We start from the raw sequence: 15,651 nt of genomic DNA, 5'->3' as shown, positions 1-15,651 counted from the left end.
ACCGGCTCCGCACGGACGACCGGCTCCGGGCGGGCCCTTCGGTGAGGGTCCGTCCCGGAGCCGCTTTCGCTCCCGGCGTCAGCGGCGCACGGCCCGCATCAGCAGGATGGCGCCCAGCGTGGGGACGCCCAGGGAGAACACGAGGATCAGCAGGATCTCCATCGGCCCGATCCGGGAGGCGTCGCCGAGCAACGCGCCCAGGAGGACCACGACGGGCACGGCCGCGCCGGTGGCGGTTCCGATGAGCTTCTGACGGTTCTCCCACTGGGGCGCGCCCCACAACAGCACCAGGGCGACGATCAGGGCGATCACCCCGGCGTACGGGTTGAGCAGGAGCAGCACTCCGGAGACGCCGAGCAGGATGGCGGTCAGCTTGGTGCGGCCGGGCCTGGCCGCGGCCGCCGGTTCGGCGGGGGACTCCTCGGCGAGGGCGGAGGCGGCGACGGTACGGGGCTCGCCGAGACCGGCGAGGACGGCGCGGACCTGGTCGTCGCCCTCCGCGCCGCTGACCTCGATGTGCTCGCGGAGGTCCGCGAGGAGCTCGGCCCGGCGCTCGGCGGGCAGCTCGGCCGTCTCGCGTGCGACGGCGTCGAGGTAGGCGGCGACGAGCGGGTGCTGGTCGGTGGCGTTCATGCGGAATCCCCCTGTGGGTCGGTGAGGAAGTGATCGACGGCGTCCCTGAACAGCGGCCACGCCTGGGCGAACTCGGCGAGGGAGGCCCGGCCGACGCCCGTGAGCGTGTAGTAGCGGCGCGGCGGTCCGCTGGGGGAGTCGCGCAGCTCGGTGTCGACGAGCCCTTCGCGGCGCAGTCGCGACAGCAGGGGGTAGATCGTGCCCTGGCTGGTGGTCATGACGCTGACCGCGGAGAGCTCGGCGACGAGCTCGACGCCGTACTTCGGCTCGTCCCTGAGCAGCGCGAGGACGCAGTACTCCAGCACCCCCTTGCGGAGCTGGCTGGGGACCCTGTCGCCCGCCTCGTTCATTGCGTTACCAGGAACCATGCAATGCAAGATAGCTCGGGAAGGTGATCACGACAAGCCCGGCCCCCGGGGGGCGTGTCTCCCCCCGGGGGCCGGGCCCGCTCCTGCGCTCTCCGTCAGCCCGCGGCCCGGTACGCCTCCGTCAGCTTGCCGACCGCGCCCGCGAGATCACCCGTGAGCAGCAGATGGTCCGCGTCGGCGAACGGCTCGGCCGTGGCCTCGGTGATGTGCTGCCCGATCCTCTTCTGGACGATCTGCCGCGCCACCGCGACGAGCTTCCGCCCCTCGGCGGAGTCGCCCCGGCCGACCGCCTGGAGCGCCTTGGCGGCGACCCGGAGCGCCCGCAGCGCGGGCTCCCCGCCGGACGGTGCCGGGGTGAGGGTGGTCAGTCCCCAGCCGTACGGGTACTGCGGGTCGTAGCCGCTGTCACCCACGTTGAGCGGCAGTTGGGCCTCCGACTTCGGCCAGGTCACCGGGAGCTGCCCGGTGAACGGCCGCTTGCCGTAGAGGACGTCGGCGACTCCGTCGCCCTCCGTGCCCGGCAGCCAGGACGCGACCAGGGCGTCGATGCCCGGCAGCCGGTCGCCGATGAGCTGCGGCCGTCCCGACACGACCAGGACCGCGCACGGCATCGCCGCGCAGACCTTGTCGACCGCGGCCTTGTCGGCGGCCGTCAGTTCGAGGTCGTTGCCGTTGCCCACGTCGCCGAACCCCTCCGCGTACGGGGTCTCGCCGACCACCACCACACCGACGTCGTAGCCGTCGGTCGGCGCGGACGCGTCCTTCGACCAGCCGATCGCGGCCTCCGGCGCGGCCTTCCGCAGCCCTTCGAGGATCGTCGTACCGGTCGTGGTGCGGCCTGACGAGCCCTGCCAGCTGATGGTCCAGCCACCGGCCTGGTTGCCGAGGTCGTCGGCGTTCGACCCGGCCACGTACACCTTCTGGGCGGGCTTCAGCGGCAGGACGGAGCCCTCGTTCTTCAGGAGGACCTGCGACTTCGCCACGGCCTCCCGCGCCACCGCGCGGTGTTCGGCCGAGCCGATCGACGGCAGGTTCGTGGTGTCCGCGTACGGCTTCTCGAAGAGACCGAGGCGGAACTTCTGGGTCAGGACGCGGGCCACCGCGTCGTCGATCCGGGCGGTGGGGATCCGGCCGGACTCGACCTCGGTGGTGAGGGTCCGGGTGAACTCCTGGTAGTTCGTCGGCACCATGATCATGTCGAGACCGGCGTTGACCGAGGTGCGGACATCGCTGGGGTAGTCGCCGGGGATCTGGTCGATGGCCTGCCAGTCGCTGATGACGAAGCCCTCGAAGCCCATGCGGTCCTTGAGGACGCCGTTGATCATCTCGGCGTTGGCGTGCATCTTCACCGGACCCTGCTCGTCCCCGAGGATGTCGAGCGAGGAGTACGAGGGCATGACCGTGCCCGTGCCGCGCTTCACCGCCTCCGCGAACGGGGCCAGGTGCACGGCCTCCAGCTCCGCCCGGCTGGCCTTGGTGACGCCCTGGTCGATCGTGTACGAACCGGTGGTCGAGGAGCCGAAGGCGGTGCCGCCGTCGCCGACGAAGTGCTTGGCGCTGGTGAGGACCTTGTCGTTGCGGTCGAGGTCCTTGCCGTTCCGCGCGCCCTGCATGCCGTTGATGACGGTCTCCATCGCGGTGACCAGCGCCGGGTCCTCGCCGAAGGCCTCGTAGGAACGGCCCCAGCGCTCGTCGCGGGTCACGCAGAGGCACGGGGCGAAGTCCCAGGGAACGCCGGTCGCCCGCACCTCCTTGGCCGTGACGGCGCCGGTCCGCGCGGCGAGCTCCGGGTCACGGCCGGCGCCGATGCCGATGTTGTGCGGCATGATCGTGGCGCCGATGACGTTGTTGTGCCCGTGCACCGCGTCCACGCCGTAGATCAGCGGGATCTGGAAGCGCGTCGCCTGCGCGCGCAGCTGGTACGCGTCGACCATCGCCGCCCAGGCCGCGGGCGTGTTGGGGGTGGGGACCGAGCCGCCGCCGGAGAGCAGGGACCCGAGCGCGTATCCGGCGATGTCGCCCTGGGCCCGCAGCGCGTTGCGCTCGGCCTGCGTCATCTGGCCGGCCTTCTCCGCCAGGGACATCCGGGAGAGCAGATCGGCGACCCGCTTGCGTACCGGCAGCCTGGCGTCGAGGTACGGCAGGCCGTGGGCGTTCACCACGACCAGCGGGGTCTCGGCGGGTGCCTTGGCGCCGTCGACCGTGAGCCGCAGCGGAATCGTCTCGGCGGACTCGGCCGAACCGTCCTTCAGGGTCTGCACGGTGATCGAGCGGGTCGTACCGGAGGGCGTCCCCGCGGGGAACACGACACTGCCCGTGATCGGCCGGTAGTCCTTCCCCGGCTCGGCCCCTCCCGGCCCGGTGCCGCCATCCTCCGTCGCGTAGGTCACGGTGACGGGCTCACCGATCGGCCCGGAGCCGGTGGTGGCCACCGAGACGTCGACCCGGGCGGTGCCGCCCTCGTCGACGGGGTGCACGACGGACTTCGTGACCACCTTGGTGGTCAGGGCGGGCTCGGCCGTGCCGTACAGCTCGACGCCGTCCAGGGCGAACGCCCCCGGCCCGCCGGTCGGGAGCGTGACCGCGTACCCCCACATCCGGTCGAGGCCGAGGACCTGGTCGATGCCGCCGACGGGCTGGTAGTCGGTCCGGTACTGGAACTCCGAGAACGGGACCTCGACGAGGTGCCAGCCCTCCCAGTCGTCGGTGAAGGAGGTCGTCCAGAGCTCGGACGCCTCGCCGTTCGCGCCGCCGTCCTTGATCTCCAGGGCGATCCGCTTGCCCGAGCCGGGCGGCAGCGGCGCCGTGTTCTGGCCGTACCACCAGAACCGGATGCCCTTGTACGCCGTCCAGTCGTGCGCCGGCTGATCGAAGGCGAAGTCGTGGGTGAAGCCGCCCCAGCCGCTGATGTCGTAGCGGCCTTCGAGGACCTTGCCGCCCTCGGGGGCGTCGGCGCGCTCCCTCAGTTCGAGCCTCGGGTGCGACTCGGTGGCGTTGCCCCAGGTGAACAGGCCCTCGGCGGGCGGTGACGCGAAGGGGACCTCACCCTCGAACCGGTCGACGGCCCGGGGTGCGGGTTCCTGGGCGGCGGCACTCGGCAGGCCGCCGGTGAGCAGACCGGTGAGGACGGCCGTCGCGGCGACGACGGCCGCGCTCACCGTTCTGCGGGGACGTGCGGGTGGCATGCGGGCTCCTTGAAGGGCCTGTCTGGGGCCCCTGTGCGGGGGAGGAGGACGGAGGGAGCGGGAGACGGCGGATCAGGCCGCGTTGTGGGTCCACTTCTGGTTGGCCCCGCCGGTGCAGGTCCAGATCTGCGCCCGGGTCCCGTCGGCGGAGGAGTTGCCGGTGATGTCGAGGCACTTGTTCGCGCCGGTGTTGACCACGTCGTGCGTGGTGGCGTTGTACGTCCAGCGCTGCGCCGCGGTGCCGTTGCAGTTGTACAACTGGACCTGGGCGCCGTCGGCCGTCGAACCGCCGGTGACGTCGAGGCATTTGCCGAGGGCCCGGACGCTGCCGTCGGCGGCGAGCGTCCAGCGCTGCGCCTCGGTGCCGTTGCAGCCGTACAGCTGGACGGGGGTGCCGTCGGCGGTGGCGCCGCCGGCCACGTCCAGACACTTGCCGGCCAGACCGGTCAGCGTGCCGGTGCCGGTCCCGCCGCCGGTCGTCCCCGACCAGGTGAAGGTCGCGGTGGTGCGGGCGGGCAGCGTGTACGTGAAGGACTGGTTGCCCCAGTCGACCCGGACGGACTGGGCGGAGGTGCCGCCGTTGTGGGCGATCAGTGCCTTGGAGCCGTCGGAGTTGCGCCAGGCCACGTTCTGGACCGTGCTGTTCGCGGTGGAGTCGATGCGGTACGCGCCGGGCTTCACGAACTTGGTCAGGTGGCCCGTCGTGTAGTACTCGACCGTGTAGTCGACCTGTCCGGCCCGGGCGCCACCCTCCTGCACGGTGATGAGACCGGTGCAGGTGCCGCAGCCGCCGTTGTGCGGGCCCATGTTCTGGTTGAGCCCCAGGCTCCACTTGACCAGGCTGCCGCTCCAGTTGCGGGCGTAGTTGACGATGTCGCTCATGTCCTCGTTGTGCTGGTTCCCGATCCAGGTGCCGCCCGAGTGCTCGGTGCTGAACTGCTTCACCGAGGGGAACTGGTTGTGGACCTGGGTGCCCACGGCCGGGTCGCCGAAATAGCCGTGCCAGGCGATGCCGCCGAACAGCGGGTCGTTGCGCACGCCCGCGTCGTTCAGGATCCCGGCGCCGAAGCCGGCGTAGTCGCCGTAGTTCCAGTCGTGGACGAGGACCTTGGTGGTGATGCCCGCGGCCCGGAAGGCGGGGTAGACGTGGTTCTTGGTGAACTCGACGAGGCCGGCCGGGTTCCAGCTCATGCCCGGGTAGTTCATGGCGGTCGGGTTGCCGGCCTGACAGCAGTTCGGCTCGTTCTGCACGGAGAGGTAGTCGACCTTCACCCCGGCGGCCTGGTAGCTCTGCACGTACTTCACCAGGTACTGGGCGTACAGCGGGTAGTACTCCGCCTTCAGCCAGCCCATCTGGTCCATCCGGCCGTTGTCCTTCATCCAGCCCGGCGCGCTCCACGGCACGCCCTTGACCCGGAGGGCCGGGTTGAGCTGCTTGGCCTGCGCGGTCAGCAGCCGGACGTTGGTGTCGTAGCCGTTGGAGCCGAAGTCGTTGAGGTCGCAGCAGGTGTCGTCGAGGGAGACGTTCCCGGGCCGTGAGAGGTCCGAGGCGCCGATGGGGTTGCGGACGAAGGACAGACCGATGCCCTCGGTCGGCGAGAACAGCTTGCGCATCACGTCGTCACGGGTGGCTGCGCTGACGGCGCCACCGCGCAGCAGATGGGCGGTGGTGTCGGTGATCGACGCGCCCCCGCCCTCGAACTGCTGGTACGTGGTGTTCTCGTCGACGGTGATCGTGTGGTTCGCGGAGCCGCCGGCCGGGCCGAACGCGAGGGGTGTCTGCGGGGCGAGACCGCGCGTGACGGTACGGCCGCCGGAGTCGGAGGTCGTGGTGAGCCAGACGTCGACCCGCTCGCCCGCGGCCTGGGCGGTGCCGGGCCCGGTGAGGATCAGGCCGCCGGCGACGAGGGCGCCGGCGGTCAGCGCGGCGAGCGGCCGGAGCCGACGGGTGCGGAGCCCGGCGGCCGCTCGTCGCTCTCGTCTGTCCACTCCCCGCCGGAGGAACGTGCGTACACGCATACGTGTGTTATGCACCTGACAACCCTTTCGCCGTCTCGCGCCCAACGGGCAACAGCAGCAAGCCTTTTATCAAGGCCTGAAGTTATGAGGCGCCCTTCTGCCCGTCAACCCTTCAAGCGTTGTCCGCTCACTTGGGTTGCGTTCGCTCCCTGCAAGGGCTTGGCAATGACGCAACTCGCTTGCGAAGTTTGCGATACTCTTGCGTTCATGACGCGACGACTTGCTCAAGTGGCCAAGAAGGTGGGAGTCAGCGAGGCGACGGTCAGCCGTGTCCTCAACGGAAAGCCCGGTGTCTCCGAGGCGACACGGCAGTCCGTCCTCACCGCGCTCGACGTGCTCGGATACGAGCGGCCCACCCAGCTGCGGGGCGAGCGCGCGCGCCTGGTCGGCCTCGTGCTGCCGGAGCTGCAGAACCCCATCTTCCCCGCGTTCGCGGAGGTGATCGGCGGCGCGCTCGCGCAGCAGGGGCTGACCCCGGTCCTGTGCACCCAGACCAAGGGCGGCGTCTCCGAGGCGGACTACGTCGACCTCCTGCTCCAGCAGCAGGTGTCCGGAGTCGTCTTCGCCGGAGGCCTGTTCGCGCAGGCCGACGCCCCGCACGACCACTACCACCAGCTCGCCGAGCGCAACATCCCGGTGGTCCTGATCAACGCCTCCATCAAGGGGCTCAACTTCCCCTGCGTCTCCTGCGACGACGCCGTCGCCGTCGAGCAGGCCTGGCGCCACCTGGCCTCCCTCGGGCACGAGAGGATCGGCCTCGTCCTCGGCCCCAGCGACCACGTCCCCTCGCGCCGCAAGCTCGAAGCGGCCCGGGCCGTGGCCGAGGCGGCCGGCGGAGAGCTGCCCGACGAGTACGTCGTACGGTCGATCTTCTCGCTCGAAGGCGGGCAGGCCGCCGCCACCCGCCTCCTGGAGCGGGGCGTCACCGGCATCGTGTGCGCCAGCGACCCGCTCGCCCTCGGCGCCATCAGGGCCGCCCGCCGCCGCGGCCTCTCGGTCCCCTCACAGGTCTCCGTCGTCGGCTTCGACGACTCCGCCTTCATGAACTGCACCGAGCCGCCGCTCTCCACCGTGCGCCAGCCCATCGAGGCCATGGGGCGCGCCGCCGTCGAGCTGCTCTGCGCCCAGATCCAGGGCACGCAGACGGACCCCGGCGAGCTCCTCTTCGAGCCCGAACTCGTGGTGCGCGGCTCGACGGCGCCGCCGCCGGCCGTCTGACCCCTCCGCTCACCGTTCTCCGGCTCCGGCGCCGGGGAGGCCTTCGCCTCCCCGGCGCCGGAGCCGTTCTTCGTTGACCTGCGCGGATGCGGTGGCCCAACCGCCGTTTCTGTCACGGCTGTTGACAAAGCGGTGACCTGCTAGAAACCTGACACCCCGGCGGCGCAAAAGATTAACGAAAATGCTCAATAAGTCTGTATCTCGCCGTCATTCATTGTCAGAGTTCCGCTGGGTTCCTGGCGAGAGGCCCTGTGCCGGTTCTGAGCCGGTGGCCCAGCAGACGGAGAGGCCCATATGAGAGGCAAAATCCTGAGCTGGCGGCTGACGATCGGTGTCCTGATAGCCGGACTGATCGCCGTCGGACTCCTGCCGGTCACCGCCCACGCGGCGGCCGCGACCAACCTCGCCCTCGGCAGAACGACCACGGCATCGGGCGCCCACGGCGCCTACCCGGCCGGAAACGTCACCGACGGCGGCCAGCAGTCCTACTGGGAAGGCCCCGCGGGATCGTTCCCGCAGTGGGTGCAGGTCGACCTCGGCGCCGGAACCCGCGTCGACAGCGTCGTCCTGAAGCTCCCCACCACCTGGGAGGCCCGCTCCCAGACCGTCGCCGTGCTCGGCAGCACCGACGGCGGCACCTTCACCACCCTCGCCGCGCCCCAGTCACGGGCGTTCGACCCCGCCGCATCGAACGCCGTCACCGTCGGCATCACCTCCACGACCACCCGGTACATCCGCGTCCAGGTGACGGCCAACACCGGCTGGAACGCGGCCCAGCTCTCCGAGGTCGAGGTCTACGGAGAGAGCGCCGGCCCGGTCGACCCGCCGCCCACCGGCACCAACCTCGCGCGCAACAAGCCCATCGAGGCGAGCTCCACGACCCAGACCTACGTCGCGGCCAACGCCAACGACGACAGCACCACCACCTACTGGGAGTCCGCCGGATTCCCGGCCGACCTGACGGTGAGGCTCGGCGCCGACGCCGATGTCACGGCCGTGGTCGTCAAGCTCAACCCGGCTCAGGTCTGGGGCCCGCGCACCCAGGCCATCCAGGTCCTCGGGCGGGCCCAGGCCGCCTCCGGCTTCACCTCGCTCAAGGCACGCGCCGACTACGCGTTCAGCCCCTCCACCGGGCAGAACACCGTCACCATCCCGGTCACCGGCCGCTACGCCGACCTGCGGCTGAGCTTCTTCTCCAACACCGGCGCCCCCGGCGCCCAGGTCGCGGAGTTCCAGGTCGTGGGCGCGGCGGCGCCCGGCCCCGACCTCACCGTCACCGATCTGACCTGGTCTCCGTCCACCCCCTCCGAGACGGACGCCGTGACCGTCCACGCCACCGTGCGCAACGCCGGCACCGCGGCGGCGGCCGCCACGACGGTCGAGGTCAGTGTCGAAGGTGCCGTTGCCGGTTCCGCCCCGGTCGGCGCGCTCGCCGCCGGCGCATCGGCGACCGTCCCGGTCACCGTGGGCAAGCGGCCCATGGGCTCGTACACCGTCTCGGCGGTGGTCGACCCGACCGACACCGTCCCCGAGCAGGACAACGGCAACAACAGCCGGACCGCCGTCACGAAGCTGGTCGTCGGCCAGAGCCCCGGCCCCGACCTGCGGGTCACCGCGATCACGACCAACCCGACCAGCCCCGCCGTAGGCTCCGCCGTCACCTTCACCGTCGCTGTCCAGAACCGCGGCACCACCACCGCCGCCGGCACGGTCACCCGGCTGACCGCGGGCACCACCACCCTCAACGGCACCACGGGCACCATCGCCGCGGGCCAGACGGTCAACGTGCCGATCTCCGGCAGCTGGACCGCCACCACCGGCGGTGCCACGCTCACCGCGACCGCCGACGCCACGGGCACCCTCACCGAGACCGACGAGACCAACAACGTCTTCTCGCGCTCCCTCGTCGTGGGCCGTGGCGCCGCCGTTCCGTACACCGAGTACGAGGCGGAGAACGCCCGCTACCAGGGCACCCTGCTGACCGCCGACCAGAAGCGGACCTTCGGGCACACCAACTTCGCCACCGAGTCCTCCGGCCGCAAGTCGGTCCGGCTCACCACCACCGGTGAGTTCGTCGAGTTCACCTCCACCAATCCGGCCAACTCCCTCGTCGTCCGCAACTCCGTGCCCGACGCCGCCGCGGGCGGCGGCGCCGACGCCACGATCAGCCTCTACGCCGACGGCGTCTTCGTCCGCAAGCTGACCCTGTCGTCCAAGCACAGCTGGCTCTACGGCAGCACCGACGACCCCGAGGGACTCACCAACCGTCCCGGCGGCGACGCCCGGCGCCTCTTCGACGAGTCCCACGCCCTGCTCGCCCAGTCGTACCCGGTGGGCACGAAGTTCCGCCTCCAGCGCGACGCCGGGGACTCGGCGTCCTTCTACATCATCGACCTGATCGACCTGGAGCAGGTCGCGCCCCCGGCCGCCAAGCCGGCGAACTGCGTCTCCATCACCGAGTACGGCGCCGTCCCCAACGACGGCATCGACGACACCGACGCCCTCCAGCGCGCGGTGACCGCCGACCAGAACGGCCAGATCCCCTGCGTCTGGATCCCGGCCGGCCAGTGGCGCCAGGAGCAGAAGATCCTCACCGACGACCCGCTCAACCGCGGTCAGTTCAACCAGGTCGGCATCCGCGACGTCACCATCCGCGGCGCGGGCATGTGGCACTCCCAGCTCTACACCCTCACCCCGCCGCACGAGGCCGGCGGCATCAACCACCCGCACGAGGGCAACTTCGGCTTCGACATCGACCACAACACCCAGATCTCCGACATCGCCATCTTCGGCTCCGGAGCGATCCGCGGCGGTGACGGCAACGCCGAGGGCGGCGTCGGCCTCAACGGGCGCTTCGGCAAGGACACCAAGATCAGCAACGTCTGGATCGAGCACGCCAACGTCGGCGTCTGGGCCGGCCGCGACTACTCCAACATCCCCGAACTGTGGGGCCCCGGAGACGGTCTTGAGTTCACCGGCATGCGGATCCGCAACACCTACGCCGACGGCATCAACTTCGCCAACGGCACCCGCAACTCGACCGTCTTCAACTCGTCCTTCCGCAACACCGGCGACGACGCCCTGGCCGTCTGGGCCAGCAAGTACGTCAAGGACACCGCGGTCGACGTCGGCCATGACAACCACTTCCGCAACAACACCATCCAGCTGCCCTGGCGCGCCAACGGCATCGCGGTCTACGGCGGTTACGGCAACACCATCGAGAACAACATCGTCTCGGACACCATGAACTACCCCGGGATCATGCTCGCGACCGACCACGACCCGCTGCCCTTCTCCGGCCAGACCCTCATCTCCAACAACGCCCTGCACCGCACCGGCGGCGCGTTCTGGAACGAGGACCAGGAGTTCGGCGCCATCACCCTCTTCGCCCAGGGCCAGCCCATCCCCGGCGTCACCATCCGGGACACCGAGATCCTCGACTCGACCTACGACGGCATCCAGTTCAAGACGGGTGGCGGCGAGATGCCGGACGTGAAGATCACCAACGTCCGCATCGACAACTCGGTCAACGGCTCCGGGATCCTCGCGATGAGCGGCGCCCGCGGCAGCGCGACGCTGACCGGCGTCACCATCACCAACTCGGCCGAGGGCGACGTCCTCGTCGAGCCCGGATCCCAGTTCGTCGTCAACCGGACCGGCTGACCCCGTGCCCACGAATCGAGAGCGAGGACGGATGAGTTTCCACCACTGGAGATCACGGGGCCTGAGCGCCGTGATCGCGACCAGCCTCCTGGCCCTGGGAGGACCCCTCATGTCCGCTCGGGCGGCGGGCGGCCCCAACATCGCCCTGGGCGACGCCGCCGCGGCGTCCGGATCCCACGCCGAGTACGGCGCCGCGAACATCACCGACGGCAACCAGGGAACGTACTGGCAGAGCGCCGGCAGCACCCTGCCCCAGTGGGTCCAGGTCGACCTCGGCGCCACCACCCGCGTGGACGAGGTGGTCCTGAAGCTGCCCGCCGGCTGGGAGAGCCGCAACCAGACGCTGTCCGTCCAGGGCAGCGCCGACGGCACGAGCTTCGCCACCCTCAAGAACTCCGCCTCCTACACCTTCGCCCCGGGCGTGGCCAACACCGTGACGGTCTCCTTCCCGGCCACCCAGGCCCGGTTCGTACGGGTCGACATCACCGCCAACACCGGCTGGCAGGCCGCGCAGCTCTCCGAACTGGAGGTCCACGCGGCCGAAGGCTCCTCGGCCGACCTGGCGGCCGGCCGCACCCTCACCGCGAGCAGCCACACCGAGGTGTACACGGCGGGCAACGCCAACGACGGCAACCGGGCCACCTACTGGGAGAGCGCCAACAACGCCCTCCCGCAGTGGATCCAGGCCGACCTCGGCTCGTCCGTCCGCGTCGACCGGGTCGTCCTCCGGCTGCCCGACGGCTGGGGCGCACGCAGCCAGACCCTGAAGATCCAGGGCAGTGCGAACGGCACCGCCTTCACCGATCTGACCGCCTCCCAGGCGTACACCTTCGACGCCGCCGGGGGACGGGCCGCGACGATCACCTTCGACGCCACCACCACGCGGTACGTGCGGGTCCTCGTCACGGCGAACACCGTCCAGCCCGCCGCCCAGCTCTCCGAGCTGGAGATCTACGGGCCGACCTCGGGCGACACCCAGGCACCGTCCGCGCCCGCGCACCTCGCCCTCACCCAGCCGGCCACCGAGCAGATCCGGCTCACCTGGAACGCCGCCACCGACGACACCGGCGTCACCGGCTACGACATCTACGCCAACGGCACCCTGCTGGCCGGCGTCGCCGGGAACGTCACCACCTTCACCGACACCCGGCCGGCGAACCAGACGGTCACCTACCGCGTCCGCGCCAAGGACGCGGCGGGCAACCAGTCCGCCGACAGCAACGCCGTCACCCGCACCGGCGACACCGGAGACACCCAGGCCCCGACGGCGCCCGCGAACCTCGCGTTCACCGAGCCCACCGCCGGCCAGATCAAGCTGACCTGGAACGCCTCCTCGGACAACACCGGCGTCACCGGCTACGACGTCTACGCCGACAACGTCCTCCGGGGCAGCGTCGCCGGGAACGTCACCACCTACACCGACACCCGGCCGGCCTCCGCGACCGTCACCTACCGCGTCCGCGCGAAGGACGCGGCGGGCAACCAGTCGACCGACAGCAACGCCGTCACCCGCACCGGCACCGGCAGCGGCGGCTCCAACCTCGCCGTCGGCAAGGAGATCAACGCCTCCTCCGTCGTGCACACCTTCGTCGCGGCCAACGCCAACGACAACAACGTCAGCACCTACTGGGAAGGCGCGGGCGGCAGCTACCCGAACACCCTGACCGTCAAGCTCGGCTCCAACGCCGACGTCAACAGCCTCGTCCTCAAGCTCAACCCGGACGCGGCCTGGTCGACCCGCAGCCAGACCATCGAGGTCCTCGGCCGCGAACAGAGCGCCACCGGCTTCAGCGGCGTCGCCGCCGCGAAGAGCTACACCTTCGACCCGGCGAGCGGCAACACCGTCACCCTCCCCGTCTCCGCCCGCGTCGCCGACGTCCAGCTGAGGTTCACCGCCAACACCGGCTCCGCGGCGGGCCAGCTCGCCGAGTTCCAGGTCATCGGCGTCCCCGCGCCCAACCCCGACCTGGAGGTCACCGGCCTCACCACCACACCCGCCTCGCCCGTCGAGTCGGACCCGATCACCGTCAGCGCCACGGTCCGCAACAGCGGCCCGGCCGCCGCACCGGCCGGCACCGTCGCGCTGCGCCTCGGCGGCACCAAGGTCGCCACCGCACAGGTCGGAGCCCTGGCGGCCGGGGCCCAGACCACGGTCAGCGCCTCCATCGGCGCCCGCGACGCCGGCAGTTACCAGCTCAGCGCCGTCGCCGACGAGGCGAACGCCGTCATCGAGCAGAACGAGTCCAACAACACCTACACCCGCCCCACCGCCCTGGTGGTCGCGCCGGTGTCCAGCTCCGACCTCGTCGCCGCCTCGGTGACGACGTCGCCGTCCAGCCCGACGGCCGGCGACACGGTCACCTTCAAGGTGGCCCTGAGGAACCAGGGCATCGCGGCGAGCGCCGCCGGCGCCCACGGCGTGACCCTCACCCTGACGGACTCGACGGGCGCCACCGTCAAGACCCTGACGGGCACCCACAACGGAGCCCTCGCGGCCGGTGCGGGCGCCGAGGTGAACCTCGGCCCGTGGACGGCGGCCGACGGCTCCTACACCGTGAAGACGGTCGTCGCCGACGACGCCGACGAACTCCCGGTCAAGCGCGCCAACAACACCTCCACCCAGCCCCTCTTCGTCGGACGCGGCGCCGACATGCCGTACGACATGTACGAGGCGGAGGACGGCGCCGTCGGCGGCGGAGCCACCGTCGCCGGGCCGAACCGCACCATCGGCGACATCGCGGGCGAGGCCTCCGGCCGCAAGGCCGTCAGCCTGGACGCGACGGGGGAGTACGTCGAGTTCACCACCCGGCGCTCGACCAACACCCTGGTGACCCGCTTCTCGATCCCGGACTCCCCGGGCGGCGGCGGCATCGACTCCACCATCAACGTGTACGTCGACGGGGCGTTCAAGAAGTCGCTCCCGCTGACGTCGAAGTACGCCTGGCTGTACGGCGCCGAGGCCGGACCCGGCAACTCCCCGGGTTCGGGCGCACCGCGCCACATCTACGACGAGGCGCACCTCCTCCTCGGCGAGACCGTCCCGGCGGGCAGCAGGATCCGGCTCCAGAAGGACGCCGCGAACACCTCCACGTACGCGATCGACTTCGTGAACCTGGAGCAGGTCGCCCCGGTCGGGAACCCGGACCCGGCCACGTACACCGTGCCGGCCGGATTCGGGCACCAGGACGTGCAGAACGCCCTGGACAAGGTCCGGATGGACACCACCGGCACCCTCGTGGGTGTCTACCTGCCGCCGGGCGACTACCAGACGGCGAGCAAGTTCCAGGTGTACGGGAAGCCGGTCAAGGTGGTCGGCGCCGGACCGTGGTTCACGACCTTCCACGCGCCGTCGGCCCAGGACAACACCGACGTCGGCTTCCGCGCCGAGGCGGCGGCCAAGGGCTCGCTGTTCAAGGGCTTCGCCTATTTCGGCAACTACACCTCGCGCATCGACGGGCCGGGCAAGGTCTTCGACTTCGCGAACGTCACCGACATCGTCATCGACGACATCTGGAACGAGCACATGGTGTGCCTCTACTGGGGCGCCAACACCGACCGGATCACCATCAAGAACTCGCGGATCCGCAACCTGTTCGCCGACGGCATCAACATGACCAACGGCTCGACGGACAACCACGTCGTCAACAACGACGCGCGGGCGACCGGTGACGACAGCTTCGCCCTGTTCTCCGCGATCGACGCCGGCGGCGCCGACATGAAGAACAACGTGTACGAGAACCTCACCACCACCCTGACCTGGCGAGCGGCGGGCGTGGCCGTCTACGGCGGCTACAACAACACCTTCCGCAACATCCACATCGCCGACACGCTCGTCTACGCGGGCATCACCATCTCGTCCCTGGACTTCGGCTATCCGATGAACGGCTTCGGGACCGACCCCACGACCTTCGAGAACATCTCCATCGTCCGGGCGGGCGGCCACTTCTGGGGCTCCCAGACCTTCCCCGGCATCTGGGTGTTCTCCGCCTCCAAGGTCTTCCAGGGCATCAGGGTGAACCATGTGGACATCGTCGACCCCACGTACAGCGGGGTGATGTTCCAGACGAACTACGTGGGCGGTCAGCCACAGTTCCCCATCAAGGACACCGTGTTCACGGACGTCTCGATCACGGGCGCGCGCAAGAGCGGTGACGCCTTCGACGCCAAGTCCGGGTTCGGCCTGTGGGCCAACGAGCTGCCCGAGTCGGGGCAGGGGCCCGCCGTGGGGGAGGTGACCTTCAACGGGCTGCGGCTGAGCGGCAACGCGGTGGACATCCGTAACACCACCTCCACCTTCAAGATCAACGTCAACCCGTAGTCCGGCCGGCGGTACACCCCGCCGCTCCCCTCGCGAGACCGGTGCAGGTGGCTTGCAGCCACTTGTATCGGTCTTGCGTGCGTTCTGTCGCCCGTGCCACCGGGGCCGGTCCACCGGCCCCGGTGTCCCGCCCCCGAACTGTCGGTTTCCTGGGGGGTCGCCGTGCTCATCAGGCCCTGACTGTCAGGCAATTACGAAATCAGCGCGATATCTTGCGTTCACTTGTTGATGGTGGTTGAGTGTGCGG

General features: G+C 70.5%; 7 protein-coding genes. 3 read left to right on the top strand and 4 right to left on the bottom strand.

The genetic code is table 11. The annotated features are described in order from the left end of the window. Nucleotides 1–78: 78 nt before the first annotated feature. The 4 genes from ACIP8Z_RS06475 to ACIP8Z_RS06460 form a co-directional block, all read right to left on the bottom strand. Entirely contained in the window at nucleotides 79–633 is a 555-nt protein-coding gene (locus tag ACIP8Z_RS06475) for an HAAS signaling domain-containing protein (RefSeq protein WP_402079495.1), read from the bottom strand. Continuing rightward, the gene (locus tag ACIP8Z_RS06470; protein WP_318210237.1) at nucleotides 630–1,001 is read right to left on the bottom strand and encodes a PadR family transcriptional regulator; all 372 of its coding nucleotides are present in this window, start codon (nucleotides 999–1,001) and stop codon (nucleotides 630–632) included. The genes ACIP8Z_RS06475 and ACIP8Z_RS06470 overlap by 4 nt, the downstream gene beginning before the upstream one ends. A gap of 95 nt (nucleotides 1,002–1,096) precedes the next feature. After that, the gene (locus ACIP8Z_RS06465) at nucleotides 1,097–4,186 is read right to left on the bottom strand and encodes a glycoside hydrolase family 3 protein (protein WP_402079491.1); all 3,090 of its coding nucleotides are present in this window, start codon (nucleotides 4,184–4,186) and stop codon (nucleotides 1,097–1,099) included. Nucleotides 4,187–4,258: 72 nt separating this feature from the next. Next, nucleotides 4,259–6,205 (bottom strand): lectin, encoded by a 1,947-nt coding sequence (locus ACIP8Z_RS06460; RefSeq protein ID WP_402079488.1) that lies wholly within the window; start codon nucleotides 6,203–6,205, stop codon nucleotides 4,259–4,261. Between the two features lie 207 nt (nucleotides 6,206–6,412). Here ACIP8Z_RS06460 and ACIP8Z_RS06455 point away from each other — a divergent pair, with 207 nt between their 5' ends. The 3 genes from ACIP8Z_RS06455 to ACIP8Z_RS06445 all read left to right on the top strand — a co-directional run bounded on the left by ACIP8Z_RS06455 (nucleotide 6,413) and on the right by ACIP8Z_RS06445 (nucleotide 15,404). Then, nucleotides 6,413–7,423 carry a LacI family DNA-binding transcriptional regulator gene (locus ACIP8Z_RS06455; RefSeq protein WP_319317356.1) on the top strand — a complete coding sequence of 337 codons (1,011 nt, stop codon included), beginning with the start codon at nucleotides 6,413–6,415 and terminating at the stop codon, nucleotides 7,421–7,423. A gap of 294 nt (nucleotides 7,424–7,717) precedes the next feature. Then, nucleotides 7,718–11,086 carry a CARDB domain-containing protein gene (locus ACIP8Z_RS06450; RefSeq protein WP_402079485.1) on the top strand — a complete coding sequence of 1,123 codons (3,369 nt, stop codon included), beginning with the start codon at nucleotides 7,718–7,720 and terminating at the stop codon, nucleotides 11,084–11,086. A gap of 31 nt (nucleotides 11,087–11,117) precedes the next feature. Beyond that, complete coding sequence (locus ACIP8Z_RS06445) at nucleotides 11,118–15,404, top strand: discoidin domain-containing protein (RefSeq protein ID WP_402079483.1); 4,287 nt, start codon at nucleotides 11,118–11,120, stop codon at nucleotides 15,402–15,404. The last annotated feature ends 247 nt before the right edge of the window (nucleotides 15,405–15,651 follow it).

It is taken from the genome of Streptomyces sp. NPDC088553, assembly GCF_044752965.1.
Classification (GTDB): Bacteria; Actinomycetota; Actinomycetes; order Streptomycetales; family Streptomycetaceae; genus Streptomyces.
The sequence above is the reverse complement of the archived record's forward strand: the minus strand, read 5'-3'. Positions and strand labels throughout refer to the sequence as shown.